Origin of the sequence: Streptomyces sp. MspMP-M5, assembly GCF_000373585.1 — a bacterium.
GTDB lineage: Bacteria > Actinomycetota > Actinomycetes > Streptomycetales > Streptomycetaceae > Streptomyces.
Map to the genome: position 1 here is coordinate 25,396 of NZ_KB891897.1, position 13,306 is coordinate 38,701.

Genomic DNA, 13,306 nt, shown 5'->3' on the forward strand with positions numbered 1-13,306 from the left:
ATGGGGAGGCGCATCCACATGGTGGAGATCAAGACCGACGCGGCGCTGGACGCGATGCGGGTGGCGGGCCGGGTGGTCGCGGACGCGCTGGCCGCGGTCCGCGCCGCGGCCGCACCCGGCGTGCGGCTGACCGAGCTGGACGAGGCCGCGCGCACGGTACTGCACGAGGCCGGCGCCACCTCGCCGTTCCTCGGCTACCGCCCGTCCTTCGCCCCCACCCCCTTCCCCGCGGTGATCTGCGCCTCCGTCAACGACGCGATCGTGCACGGCATCCCGGACGGCTACCGGCTGCGCGACGGCGACCTGGTGAGCATCGACTGCGGCGCGGTCGTCGACGGCTGGGCCGGGGACGCGGCCACCAGCTTCACCGTCGGCAGCGAGCCCCCCGAGGACCGCCGGCTGAAGGAGACCACCCTGCGGGCCCTGGAGGCGGGCATCGCGGCCGCCGTCGTCGGCGCCCGGATCGGCGACATCGCGCACGCCATCGGCAGCGTCGGCCGCGCGGCCGGCTACGGCATCCCCGAGGACTTCGGCGGCCACGGCATCGGCCGGGCGATGCACGAGGACCCGCCGGTCCCCAACGAGGGCCGGCCGGGCCGCGGTTTCGTACTCCGCCACGGCCTGGTCATCGCCATCGAGCCGATGTTCCTGGCCGGCGGCGGCGACCACTACACCGCGGACGCCGACGGCTGGACCCTGCGCACCACCGACGGCAGCCGCGCCGCACACTTCGAACACACCGTCGCGGTGACGGACGACGGACCGCGGGTGCTCACCCTGCCGTAGCGGGGCACGGCGGGGGCGGGACGCAACGGGGGCGAGGCACGACGGGGCGAGGGCACGACGGGCGAGGGCACGCGGGGCGGGCGCACGCGGGGGCCGGCCGCGGGCCCCGCCCGCCCCCGCACGCCGCCGCGCGTGACACCATCAAGACGTGATCGACCTCGGCTACTCCCTGTCCCGCCGTTTCCCGGATCCGCCACAGACGGACTACCGGACCGCGGACGTGCACGCCCTGCGCCACGACCTCTTCTGCGGCGACGTCTACATCGCGGACACCGAGACCGACCACGAGCTGTCCACAGCCTGGGGATGGGTGCCGGTGCTCGACTTCGCCTGGGCGCTGTGCGACATCGTCGAGCAGCTCGACACCGACCCCCGCGGCAGCCGCTCCGCCCGTCCGATCCACGCCGAGCTGGACTTCACCGAGTCCACCGACCGGATGCTCTTCGAGCGGCGCTTCGGCTGGGTCGACATCGCCGCCGACTGGATGCCGGCCGAGGAAGCCCCCCTCACCTTCAATCACGCCGCGCTGCGCCGTGAGGCCCGCGACTTCCTGCACGACCTGGTCGCCGACCTCGCCGATATGCACGAGGGCCTCGCCGACAACCCCACCATCTGGTCACTCCAGGCCCGCTTCCCCCGCGTCTGAGCCACCTCCGTCGCCTCCCCTTCTCCCCGTTCTCCGCTCCCGCTCCCGGTTCCTCTCCCTCCCCGTCCCCTCCCCTCCCTTTCTCCTGCCGCCGTCTCACTCCACCCGCACGCCCACCTGGGCCGCGAACGCCGGTGCCAGGTCCATGAGTTGGGCCATGCTGATCACGGCGCCGCCCAGGGAGTCGATGCCCCGGGCGATCTGCAGCGCGGCGACCCCGCGCAGATCGACGTCCTTCATCCGCACCGCCGAGAAGTCCACCCGGGCCAGGGTGCAGTCCTCGAACGACACCCGCTCCAGCTGCGCGCCCGCGAAATCCGCCTCGACCAGCACGCATCCCTCGAAGGCGACGTCCCGCAGCCTGGCCTTGCGCAGATTGGCGAAGTCGATCTTCCCGCCGCGCACCACCACCCGCTCCAGCACCGCGCCGTGGAGCTGTATCCCGCCGAGCCGGGCGTCGGCCACCTCCACATCCCGCAAGGACGCCTGCGAGAGGTCCGTCCCCACCCCGCGCACCCCGCTCAGCACGCTGTCGATGATCCGCGCCCGGCTCAGCACCGTCTCGTCCAGCGCGCACCGCCGCAGCGCGCAGTCCATGAACTGGGCGCCGCGCGCCGACTGCCCGGCCCAGTCCGCGTCGGTGAACTCCAGCCCGTCGTAGTCCCCTTCGGGCATCAGCTCCCCGCCGTCGTACGCCCGCAGCTCCGGCAGCCGCACCTCGGGCCGCCGCACCGCCCGCACCGTCTCCTGCCCGCGCCCTGCCACGCGCTCACCGCCTCCCGTCCGTGCCGGACCCCGGGCCCGGTCTGCTCCCTACCGCCGCGGGCCGGCTCGGCCCCGCACTCCGCGGCCCTCCCCACGCCCACCACCCATCTTGAAGCACCCCACTGACAACCGCCCCTGACACCCCACCTGACCTGCGAAAACCCTCCCTCCCGCGGCGCCATGTCACATCCCGGGCACCCCCGTCCGTCCCCTCCACGAGCGCCCGCCGCCACGACGGGCGCGACCCGCACCACCGAACGCGACCCGGACCTCCGAAGGAGCCGCCATGACCCGCCGCCCGCTCACCGTCGTCGGAGGCGGTTTCGCCGGCCTGACCGCGGCCATCTCCGCCGCCGAGGCCGGCACCGCCGTCACCCTCTACGAGGCGCACCGCACGCTCGGCGGCCGCGCCCGTACCGCCGAGGGCCCCTACCTCACCAACGAAGGCCCGCACGCCCTCTACAACCGCGGCCCGCACTGGCCCTGGCTCCGACAGCGCGGCCTGCTCAAGCCGCTCGCCCCGCTGCCCCTCCGGGACGCCGCCCGGCTGCGCTTCTTCCACCGCGGCGCCCTGCACCGGCTGCCCCCGCTCGGCATCCTGAAGCTGCGCGCCCACCGCGACGCCCCTGTCGACCAGGACTTCCTCACCTGGGCACGCACCCGCGCCGGCGAGACCACCGTCCGCGCCGCGGCCCACTACGTCGGCGTCGCCACCTTCCACCACGACCCCGGCAGCCTCTCCGCCGCCTTCGTCCAGGAACGGCTGCGCCGCACCACCGCCCTGCCGCCGGAGGCCCACTATGTCGCCGGCGGCTGGGGCAGGCTCATCGAGCGGATGGCGCGCCACGCCCGCGACCTGGGCGTACGCATCGAGACCGGGGCCCGCGTCGACGCCCTCCCGGAGGACCGCCCGGTCATCGTCGCCACCCATCTCGACTCCGCCCGGGCCCTCCTCGGCGACGACCGGCTCCACTGGACCGGCGCCCGCGCGGTCCTGCTCGACCTCGCCGTCCGGCCCCGGCGCGGCGAGGTGTTCGCGCTCTCCGGGCTGGACTTCCCCGGCTGGATCGAGCGGTTCACCGGCCCCGACCCGGGCCTCGCCCCAGGTGGCGAACAGCTCCTCCAGGGGCAGGCCGGCATCGGCCCGGACGAGACCCGCGACGACGGCGTTGCCCGCGCCGAACGCCTGCTGGACGCCGGTTTCCCCGACTGGCGCGAGCGCACCACCTGGCGCCGCACCTCGCTGTCCAACTGCCGCTCGGGAGCGGTGGACCTGCCGGGCACGTGCTGGCGCGATCGCCCGGCGATCGACCGCGGCGACGGCGTCTATCTGGCCGGCGACCAGGTCGCGGCCCCCGGTGTGCTGTGCGAGGTGTCCTTCACCAGTGCCCTGGAAGCGGTCTCCCTCGCCCTGGGCACCGGCCGCAACGGCACGGGCCCGCGCCGCACGGCGCCCGCCGAGACCACCGGGACCGCCCGCACCACCGGGACTGTCCACCGCGTCCGCTGACCCGGCCATGCGCCCGCACCGCCTCCACCACGGAGTTGACCTCAACCCAACTTGAGGTACGAGAGTGGCGGCAGTTGACCACCCCCAACGGCGGGGCGGTCGCCCTCCCTTGGCGACCGCCCCGCCCGCCCCCTTTAGAGGAGACGACTCCGCCATGCGCGCAATACGGCTGCACACCTTCGGTCCCGCGGAAAACCTCGTCTGCGAAACCCTCGACGACCCCACACCGGGGCCGGGCGAGGTCCGTATCGCCGTGGCCGCGGCGGGCGTCCACCTCCTGGACACCGCCCTCCGCGAGGGGGTGGAGGGCGGCCCCGCACCGCTGCCCGAACTGCCCACCGTGCCGGGCCGCGAGGTCGCCGGCACCGTCGACGCCATCGGCAAGGGCACCGACCCCGCCTGGCTGGGCCGCCCCGTCGTCGCCCACCTCGGCATGGTCCCGGGCGGCTACGCCGAACGGGCCGTCACCACGACCGACCGGCTGCACGCCATCCCCGACGGGCTGGACGCGGCCCAGGCCGTCGCCATGATCGGCACCGGTCGCACCACCCTGGGCATCCTGCTCTTCGCCGCCCTCACCCCCGACGACATCGCGATCGTGCCAGCGGCCGCCGGCGGCATCGGCTCACTCCTCGTCCAGCACGCCAAGAACACCGGCGCCACGGTCATCGGCCTGGCCGGCGGCCCCGCCAAGGTGGCCCACGTCCACGGCCTGGGCGCCGACCTCGCGCTCGACTACACCGACGACAACTGGCCTGCCCGCGCCCGCCGTTTCCTCGACGAGCACGGCGCCCCCGGCGCCACCATCGTCTTCGACTCGGTGGGCGGCACCCCGGGCCGGGCCGCCGTGGACCTCCTCGCCCGCGGCGGCCGCCACCTGGTCTTCGGCTGGTCCTCCGGCGGCCCGCTGAAGTTCACCGCCGCCGAACTCGCCGAACGCGGCATCACCTCCGAATCCGTCCTCGGCGCCCCGATGCTGGCCCGGGTCGGCGGCATCAACCCCCTCCGCACCCTGGAGACCGCCGCCCTCACCGAAGCCGCCGCCGGCCGCCTCGTCCCCACCGTCCAACGCTTCCCCCTCGCCGAGGCCGCGGCCGCCCACCGCGCCCTGGAGTCCCGCGGCACGATGGGAAAGGTGGTGCTGGTGCCGTAGACGGGGCCGGACGGGCAGAGTTGGCGGCTCGGGCGGCGCGCCCGTCTACGCCACCACCGCCAACTCCCGCCCCGTCACATTCAGCCGCCGCCCACCGTTCTCCGTACACACGACGATGTCCTCGATCCGCACCCCGAACCGCCCCGGCAGATAGATCCCCGGCTCGATCGAGAAGCACATCCCCGGTACCAGCGGCAGATGTTCGCCCTCCACCATGTAGGGCGGCTCGTGCGTGGTGACCCCGATGCCGTGCCCGGTCCGGTGGATGAAGTACTCGCCGTAGCCCGCCGCCTTGATCACCTGCCGCGCCACCCGGTCGATCTCCTGGCACGCGACACCGGGCCGCACCGCCTCGAACGCCGCCTGCTGGGCCTCCCGCACGATCTCGTGCACCGTCCGCTCCTCGGCACCCGGCTGCCCGACGTGCACGGTCCGCGTGGTGTCGGACCCGTACCCGTCCTTCAGCCCGCCGAAGTCGAGTACGACCATGTCGCCGTCCTCGATGACCCGCTCCCCTGCCTCATGGTGCGGGTTGGCACCATTGGGCCCCGACCCGACGACCGTGAAGTCCACCTGGCTGTGCCCGTGCTCGGTCAGCAGCCGCGCCAGGTCCGCCGCCACGTCGCACTCCCGCCGCCCGGCGAACCGCACCCCCAGGATGTCCTGGTACGTCGCGTCGGCGGCCGCCCCCGCCGCCGCCAGCCGTTCCACCTCGTACGCGTCCTTGACCGCGCGCAGCATGGGCAGCGCCTCCGTCAGCGCCGCGTACCCGGCCCCGGGCAGCGCCCGCTGCAACCCGAGCAGATGCAGCGCCCACGTCCCGTCCGACACCCCGTAACGCCCCTGCGGCGCCAGCCACTTGCCCAGCTCGGCGCAGGGATCCGAGCCATCGGTCCAGCCCGTCACCTCCAGCGCTCCGGCCCCGGCGGCCCGCTCCGCGTCCGGCCGCTCCAGTACGGGCACCAGCAGCCGGCCCGCCCGGCCCGGCTCGATCACCAGCGCCGTCAGCCGCTCGGTGACGGCCGTCGGCCGGTACCCGCACAGCCACACCAGATCCGGCCCCGGCGTGACGATCAATCCCGCCAGCCCGGCCGCCGCGGCGGCGTGCCCGGCCCGCGCCATCCGCTCCCCGTACGCCTCGCACGTCATCGAAGTCACCATGCCGCGAATCTACGCCGCCCCGCCCTCCGGACCCCGGTCCCCGCACCCGCCGACCGGCTTGGCGCCGCGCGGCACCATCCGACGCCACGCGGCACCACATGGCGCCACATGGCATCACCCGGAGCCATTTCACGCCCCAAAGGTCACACCAGCGCCCGTGACGCCGCCATTCCCACGGCCACCCGCACCACGTTTCCGCAGCTCAGGGAAGGTTTCACGCGAGCCCGTCCCCACAAGGCGCCACCGACACTTGCACATGGCGCCACGATGATGCCATCATGACGTCATGGACCTCACGCCGTATGTCGACACCCTCCGCCGTGAACTTGCGGTGGCCGCCGAGGCCGGCGGGGACAATGCCCGCGAGTTGGCCGAGCGGCTGACCGCTCCGCTGGAGTCGGCGACCCGTTTGACCATGCTCAACGTGCTCTCCGCCGCGATGGACGAGATCACCCGTGAACTCGCCCCCGGCTCGGTCGATGTGCGGCTGCGCGGACTGGACCCCGACTTCGTGGTCACGCCCCCACCCACCGACAGCCGCCCCGCGGAAGCGGCCATGGCACCGGCCGAGCCGCTCGCGGCGCCGGTGCCCGCCGAGGGTGACGAAGGGGGCACCGCGCGGGTCAATCTGCGGCTGCCGGCCCACCTGAAGGCGCGCGCCGAGGAGGCCGCCGGCCGCGAGGGCCTCTCGGTCAACGCCTGGCTGGTACGGGCGGTTTCGGCCGCGGTCGGCGCCGGCACCCAACCCCGCACCACCGAACGCACCCGCACCATGGGGCAGAGCTTCACCGGCTGGGTCCGCTGACCCCACCCACGCCCGCACGTCACGCCCGTACCCGCACGCCGTACGCCCCACCCACACACCTCACGTCCCTCCCACAGGGACGCTCCAAGGACTCATGAGGACGGTACAGCCATGCCTTCTTTCGACACTCCCGAGCCGATTGCGGTTACCGCCCACGTCGCGGCCGGCTCCCTGCGCCTGACCGCCGGCGACCGCACCGAGACCGTCGTCCAGGCCCGGCCCCGCGACCCGAAGAAGGACGTGGACGTCCGGGCCGCCGAACAGACCGAGGTCACCTGCATCGGCGGCGTCCTGACCATCCGCACACCCAAGCCCCGCTACCTCGTGGGCCGCACCGGCACCGTCGACGTCACCGTCGAACTGCCCGCCGGCTCCCGCCTCGACATGACCGGCGACTGGGCCCAACTCCTGGGCGAGGGCCGCCTCGACGAGGTCCGCGTCAACAAGATCTCCTCCGGCGACGTCCGCCTGGACGAAACCGGGCCGCTGCATCTGAAGGTGACCCACGGCTCGATCACCGTCGACCACATCCACGGCCCGGCCGAGATCGCCGCCAGCTCCGGCAGCCTGCGCATCGGCACCGTCGACGGCGCCGCCACCCTGAAGAACTCCCACGGCTCCACCATCCTCGGCACCGCCCTGGGCGAGGTCCGCATCAACGCCGCCAACGGCGATGTCGACATCCAGCGCGCCGAGAGCTCCGTGACCGCCACCGCCGCCCACGGCACCCTGCGCGTGGCCGAAGTCGTCCGCGGCACCACCCAGTTGGAGAACGCCTACGGCGCCATCGAGATCGGCATCCGCCAAGGCACCGCCGCCTGGCTCGACGTCAGCTCCGAATGGGGCCAGGTCCGCAACGCGCTCGACACCTCCGACACCCCCCACGAAACCGAAGACACCGTCGAGGTCCGCGCCCGCAGCCGCTACGGCAACATCGACATCCGCCACGCCCGCCCGTAACCACCAGCCCCAGCTACAGCCTCAGTAACACCCCACCACTCATGGCCACTTCGGCCACTTCAACCGCTCCAGCCTCCGAACGGGCGGGCGCCACCCGCGCCCCTGTCATGCCCACGCCGAGCCGTCTGCCCTGCGGTCCAGAGCCACCGGCCCAGAGCCACCGGTACACGGGCACCGGCCCATAGCCACCGGTACACGGCCACCGGCCAGAGCCGCCGGCCCACGCCCCCCCCGGCCCGTAACCACCGGTCCAGAGCCACCCGCGACGGCCTCCCCTCATCACCGCTGGAGCACCAGCCGTCGGCCGGGCTAGCCGTCGGCCGGGCCCATCGGGCCCCGCCCCGCCGCCCCTCCTCGGCCCCGTCACACCAACGGGCTGCCCACCCTGCCCAAGCCTCACCTCCCGCACCGGAAAGGCCCGCCCACCATGCCCACCGCACCCCAGATGTCCACCACCACACGAGCGGACGCGATCTCCGCGACCGGCCTGCGCAAGTCGTACGGCGACAAGATGGTGCTCGACGGCATCGACCTGCGCATCCCCGAGGGCACGATCTTCGCCCTGCTAGGCCCCAACGGCGCCGGCAAGACCACCACCGTCGAGATCCTCTCCACGTTGATCAGCGCCGACGCGGGGCGGGCCCGGATCGCGGGCCACGACGTGGCCTCCGACGCCGACTCGGTACGCCGTCGGATCGGCGTCACCGGTCAATTCGCCGCCGTCGACGGCCTGTTGACCGCAGAGGAGAACCTGCTCCTCATGGCCGACCTGCACCACCTGAGCAGGCGCGAGGGCCGCCGCCGCGCCGCCGAGCTCCTGGCGCGGTTCGAGCTGACCGAGGCGGCCCGCAAGAACGTCGCCACCTTCTCCGGCGGTATGCGCCGCAAGCTCGACCTGGCGATGACCCTGGTCGGCCGGCCGCGGATCATCTTCCTCGACGAGCCGACCACCGGCCTGGACCCGCGCAGCCGCCGCGTCATGTGGGGACTCATCCGGGACCTGGTGACGGATCAGGGCGTGACCATCTTCCTCACCACGCAGTACCTGGAAGAGGCCGACCAACTCGCCGACCGCATCGCCGTACTGGACCACGGCAAGCTGGTCGCCGAGGGCACCGCCGACGAACTGAAGCGCAGAATCCCCGGCGGCCACGTCCGCCTCCAGTTCACCGACGAGACCCACCTCACCGCGGCAGCCGACCTCTTCGGCACCGCCACCCCCGACGACGAGTCCCTCACCCTCCGCATCCCCGGCGACGGCACCCTCCCCCACCTCCGCGCCGTCCTCGACGCCCTCGACACCACCGGCATACGGGCCGAGTCGCTCACCGTGCACACCCCCGACCTCGACGACGTCTTCCTCACCCTCACCGGCCGGCAGCCCGCCGCCCCCGCCCACCCCAACTCCCAGAAGGATGCGACCCGATGAGCGCCGCCACCGCCACCGCACCGGCCACCCCCACCCCCACCCGCTCGTACGCCCTGCGCGACGCCATGACGATGCTGCGCCGCAACCTCAAGCACATGCAGCGCTACCCGTCGATGACGATCTCGATCGTCGTCATGCCGATCGTGATGCTGCTGCTGTTCGTGTACGTCTTCGGCGGGGCCCTCGGCACCGGCATCAAAGCGGGCGCCGGCCGCGGCGACTACATCAACTACGTGGTCCCCGGCATCATCCTGATGTCCGCGACCTCCGGGGCCGTCGCGACCGCCGTGTCCGTCTGCACCGACATGACGGAAGGCATCATCAACCGCTTCCGTACGATGTCGATCTCCCGCGGCTCCGTGCTCACCGGCCATGTCCTCGGCAGCGTCATCCAGGTCACGGCCGTCCTCGCCCTGGTCACGGGCGTCTCCCTCGCGATCGGCTTCCGGCCCGCCGCCTCCCCGGCCGAGTGGCTCGCCGCGTTCGGCCTACTGGTCTTCCTGGCGTTCGGTCTGGCCTGGGTCTCCGCCGCGATGGGCATGGGCGCCAAGACCGTCGAGTCCGCGTCCAACGCCCCGCTGCCGCTGACCTTCCTGCCCTTCCTCGGCAGCGCGGTCGTCCCTCCGGACTCCATGCCGACCGGCCTGCGCTGGTTCGCCGAGTACCAGCCCTTCACCCCGATCAACGAGACCCTGCGCGGCCTGCTGCTCGGCACCCCGATCGGCAACGACGGCTGGCTCGCCCTCGCCTGGTGCACGGCCCTCAGCCTGGCCGGCTACCTCTGGTCCCGCACCGCCTTCAACCGCGAGACCACCCGCTGACCCCCAACCCCAACCCCACCCCCAAAGGGGCGCCTCCCACCCCGGGAGCCGCCCCTCTCCCCTCTCCTCTCCCCACACAAAAACGGCCCCGGACCAGAAGGCCCGAGGCCGAACAACACCCCTCCCCGGGAAGAACTCCCAGGTCAGCGCCACATACCCAGAGCCCCCTGTCGGATTCGAACCGACGACCTTCGCTTTACAAGAGCGGTGCTCTGACCAGCTGAGCTAAGGAGGCGTGCCGGAAGAAGTGTACCCAGGCGCGCCCGGTGCCGGTTGCCTTATTCGGGAGCGGCCGGTTCGGGACCGGGCGCGCCCGTCCGAACGACCGCATTTCGTGACCGTCGGCCTACTGACACCCGGCTCCTGCGCGGGTAGCGTCACCAGCGGTTTGCCGCTGTGGACTACACCACTTCGGGTGGGGGCGTCCCGGTGGCGACCGCCCACTCCATTCCTTTACTCGGATCGTCCGGCACGTTCCTGCCGGTGAAGGGACACATCATGGCCACGGTCACCTACGACCAGGCGACCCGGATCTACCCGGGTTCCGACAAGCCCGCCGTCGACAAGCTCGACATCGCCATCGAGGACGGCGAGTTCCTCGTCCTCGTCGGGCCCTCCGGATGCGGCAAGTCCACCTCGCTGCGGATGCTCGCGGGGCTGGAGGACGTCGACGAGGGCGCCATCCGCATCGGCGAGCGGGATGTCACCCACCTGCCGCCCAAGGACCGGGACATCGCCATGGTGTTCCAGAACTACGCGCTGTACCCGCACATGACGGTCGCCGACAACATGGGCTTCGCGCTCAAGATCGCCGGTGTGCCGAAGGCCGAGATCCGGCAGAAGGTCGAGGACGCGGCGAAGATCCTGGACCTGACGGAGTACCTGGGGCGCAAGCCGAAGGCACTGTCGGGCGGACAGCGGCAGCGGGTCGCGATGGGGCGGGCGATCGTACGGGAGCCGCAGGTGTTCCTGATGGACGAGCCGCTGTCCAACCTGGACGCGAAGCTGCGGGTGCAGACCCGTACGCAGATCGCGGGCCTGCAGCGCCGCCTCGGGATCACGACGGTGTACGTCACGCACGACCAGGTCGAGGCGATGACGATGGGCGACCGGGTCGCGGTCCTCAAGGACGGGCTGCTCCAGCAGGTCGACTCGCCGCGGAACATGTACGACCGGCCGGCCAATCTCTTCGTGGCCGGCTTCATCGGCTCGCCGGCCATGAACCTCGTCGAGGTGCCGATCACCGACGGCGGGGTGAAGTTCGGCAACAGCGTGGTGCCGGTCAGCCGGGAGGCGCTCGCCGGCGCCGGGGGCGACTCGACCGTGACGGTCGGCATCCGGCCCGAGCACTTCGACATCGTCGAGCAGAACGGGGCGGCCGCCGCGTCGCTGTCCAAGGAGGCCGCGGACGCCCCGGCCGGCCTGGCGGTGACGGTCAGCGTCGTCGAGGAACTGGGCGCCGACGGCTACGTCTACGGGACGGCCGAGGTCGGCGGGGCGGTCAAGGACCTGGTCGTCCGGGTCAACGGCCGCCAGGTGCCGGCCAAGGGCGCCCAGTTGCACATCGTGCCGCAGCCGGGCGAGACGCATGTCTTCTCCACGTCCACGGGCAAGCGGCTGACCGACTGACGGAGCGAGCGGGCCCGTCCCGGCGGCCGGGACGGGCCCGCTCCGGCCTCGCGGGGTTTACCCCGGCGGCCGTGTGGGGTACTGCGGGCCCGCAGCGCCGCCGGGCCGTCGGCGCATCGCCTGAGCGCGGCTTAGGGCCGCGCACGGCTGACCCCGGAGTCCCGCTCCCGCAAGCCCGAGGGCGGGACGACGCCCCTCACGCCGCGCCCCGCGGACGTTCCGCCGAACCCGGTAAATCCCGCCCCGGAAACGGCTTTTCCGACCAGTGCGTCAACCCAACAACCGCACCGACGAGCCATTCCGTCCCCCGATAAGGTGACGAAATGTCGCCAAATCATCACTCGTCGCTACCATCTCGACCGTGAACTCCGCAGCCCGCCGTATCGGCCGAACTCTCGCCCTCGTCCTGCCCGTCGTCCTCGTGCTCTCCGGGACCCTCGCGGTCACCCGCGTCCCGTGGGCCTCGAAGACCACCGAGTCGCAGGTGCTCACCGCGTCCTCCGGCAAGGTCTCCACCAAGGCCGGCCCCCGCGCCGCCCAGGACGTCCTCCGGGACCGCCTCCTCGTGGAACTCCAGGAGAAGGATCCCGGCGTCGCCCTGACGGACCTCCAGGAGGCCACCACCGCCCGGCCGTCGCTGGCCAAGCACTGCGCCTCCATCGCCCGTGCCCTCGGCCGCGCCGCGGTCGCCAAGTACGGTGCCGCACACCGCGCCCAGGCGTTCGCCCGCCCGGTCTGCGACACCTCCTTCGCCTCCGGTGTGGCCGCCGGCCAGTGACCGTTGCTCGCACCGCATAGGGTGCGACCATGACCGGCGCCCCGCATTCCCACCCCACACAGGCCGTGGTCCTGGCCGGCGGCCAGGGCTCCCGTCTCCGCCCGTACACCGACGACCGCCCCAAGCCGATGGTCGAGATTCCCGGCACCGGAACCCCGATCATCGGCCATCAGCTGAACTGGCTCGCCGAGGAGGGCGTCACCGACGTCGTCATCTCCTGCGGGCACCTCGCCGAGGTCCTCCAGGAATGGCTGGGCCGGGCCGAACTCCCCTTGCGCGTCACGACCGTTGTCGAGACCGAGCCGCTGGGCCGCGGCGGCGGCCTGAAGCACGCCGCCGGCTCCCTGCCCCGCCCGGACGAGCCCTGGTACGCCACCAACGGCGACATCTGGACCCGTTTCCCGATCCGCGAGATGGCCGCCTTCCACGAGGAGCGCGACGCCGTGGCCACTCTTGCGCTGGCCCGTCCGCACATCCCCTGGGGCGCCGTCGAGACCGACGCCTTCGGGCACGTCCTGGACTTCATCGAGGCACCGCCCTCCCCGTATCTGATCAACGCCGGCGTCTATGTCTTCGCCCCGGCGTTCACCGCGCTGCTGCCCACCCGGGGCGACCACGAGCGCACCACCTTTCCGCGCCTCGCCCGGGAACGCCGGCTGGCCGGCTACCCGCTCCCCCAGGGGGCCTACTGGCGCGCCATCGACACCGCCAAGGACCTCTCCGAGGCCGCCAAGGAGCTGGCCGCACACGGCCGTTGAAACGCCGGTGACGGCCCGCGACGCCGCTCCGCCCGGCCCGGCCGCCCGGGCCCCGTCAACGGGCGCCGCACGCACGCCCCTCTCCCCCTCTCCGTCTCTCCCCTG

The 13,306-nt window shown here is 73.0% G+C and carries 13 protein-coding genes and 1 tRNA gene; 11 read left to right on the plus strand and 3 right to left on the minus strand.

What is annotated here, in order from left to right; genetic code table 11:
- The first annotated feature begins 18 nt into the window (after positions 1-18).
- Together map and B073_RS0121240 are read left to right on the plus strand one after the other, a co-directional pair.
- The gene (gene map / locus B073_RS0121235; protein ID WP_018540099.1) at positions 19-786 is read left to right on the plus strand and encodes a type I methionyl aminopeptidase; all 768 of its coding nucleotides are present in this window, start codon (positions 19-21) and stop codon (positions 784-786) included.
- Between the two features lie 148 nt (positions 787-934).
- Positions 935-1,432, plus strand: coding sequence for a hypothetical protein (locus tag B073_RS0121240; protein WP_018540100.1), 498 nt, complete (start codon positions 935-937; stop codon positions 1,430-1,432).
- Positions 1,433-1,528: 96 nt separating this feature from the next.
- Here B073_RS0121240 and B073_RS0121245 read toward each other — a convergent pair whose 3' ends face one another.
- Positions 1,529-2,173 (minus strand): pentapeptide repeat-containing protein, encoded by a 645-nt coding sequence (locus B073_RS0121245; RefSeq protein ID WP_018540101.1) that lies wholly within the window; start codon positions 2,171-2,173, stop codon positions 1,529-1,531.
- Between the two features lie 310 nt (positions 2,174-2,483).
- Here B073_RS0121245 and B073_RS40575 point away from each other — a divergent pair, with 310 nt between their 5' ends.
- Positions 2,484-3,707: an FAD-dependent oxidoreductase gene (locus B073_RS40575; protein WP_018540102.1), complete on the plus strand. Its 1,224-nt coding sequence runs from the start codon at positions 2,484-2,486 to the stop codon at positions 3,705-3,707.
- A 154-nt stretch (positions 3,708-3,861) separates the two neighbouring features.
- A complete protein-coding gene (locus tag B073_RS0121255; RefSeq protein WP_018540103.1) occupies positions 3,862-4,860 on the plus strand; it encodes a zinc-binding dehydrogenase in 999 nt (332 codons plus the stop codon).
- 45 nt (positions 4,861-4,905) lie between these two features.
- On the opposite strand, the gene B073_RS0121260 is transcribed toward B073_RS0121255, so the two are convergent.
- Positions 4,906-6,009, minus strand: coding sequence for a M24 family metallopeptidase (locus B073_RS0121260; protein ID WP_018540104.1), 1,104 nt, complete (start codon positions 6,007-6,009; stop codon positions 4,906-4,908).
- Positions 6,010-6,307: 298 nt separating this feature from the next.
- On the opposite strand from B073_RS0121260, the gene B073_RS0121265 reads away from it, so the two are divergent.
- From B073_RS0121265 to B073_RS0121280, 4 genes are all read left to right on the plus strand, one after another.
- Complete coding sequence (locus B073_RS0121265; RefSeq protein WP_018540105.1) at positions 6,308-6,826, plus strand: hypothetical protein; 519 nt, start codon at positions 6,308-6,310, stop codon at positions 6,824-6,826.
- 111 nt (positions 6,827-6,937) lie between these two features.
- A complete protein-coding gene (locus tag B073_RS0121270; protein WP_018540106.1) occupies positions 6,938-7,786 on the plus strand; it encodes a DUF4097 family beta strand repeat-containing protein in 849 nt (282 codons plus the stop codon).
- 427 nt (positions 7,787-8,213) lie between these two features.
- Positions 8,214-9,215: an ATP-binding cassette domain-containing protein gene (locus B073_RS0121275; protein ID WP_018540107.1), complete on the plus strand. Its 1,002-nt coding sequence runs from the start codon at positions 8,214-8,216 to the stop codon at positions 9,213-9,215.
- Positions 9,212-10,036, plus strand: coding sequence for an ABC transporter permease (locus tag B073_RS0121280; protein ID WP_018540108.1), 825 nt, complete (start codon positions 9,212-9,214; stop codon positions 10,034-10,036). The genes B073_RS0121275 and B073_RS0121280 overlap by 4 nt, the downstream gene beginning before the upstream one ends.
- A 161-nt stretch (positions 10,037-10,197) precedes the next feature.
- Here B073_RS0121280 and B073_RS0121285 read toward each other — a convergent pair.
- A tRNA-Thr gene (locus B073_RS0121285) sits at positions 10,198-10,271 on the minus strand.
- Between the two features lie 263 nt (positions 10,272-10,534).
- Between B073_RS0121285 and B073_RS0121290 the strand changes: the two genes are divergently transcribed.
- The 3 genes from B073_RS0121290 (at position 10,535) to B073_RS0121300 (ending at position 13,201) form a co-directional block, all read left to right on the plus strand.
- Positions 10,535-11,665, plus strand: coding sequence for an ABC transporter ATP-binding protein (locus B073_RS0121290; protein ID WP_018540109.1), 1,131 nt, complete (start codon positions 10,535-10,537; stop codon positions 11,663-11,665).
- 361 nt (positions 11,666-12,026) lie between these two features.
- Complete coding sequence (locus tag B073_RS0121295) at positions 12,027-12,443, plus strand: hypothetical protein (protein ID WP_018540110.1); 417 nt, start codon at positions 12,027-12,029, stop codon at positions 12,441-12,443.
- Positions 12,444-12,472: 29 nt separating this feature from the next.
- Complete coding sequence (locus tag B073_RS0121300) at positions 12,473-13,201, plus strand: nucleotidyltransferase family protein (RefSeq protein WP_018540111.1); 729 nt, start codon at positions 12,473-12,475, stop codon at positions 13,199-13,201.
- Positions 13,202-13,306 lie beyond the last annotated feature (105 nt).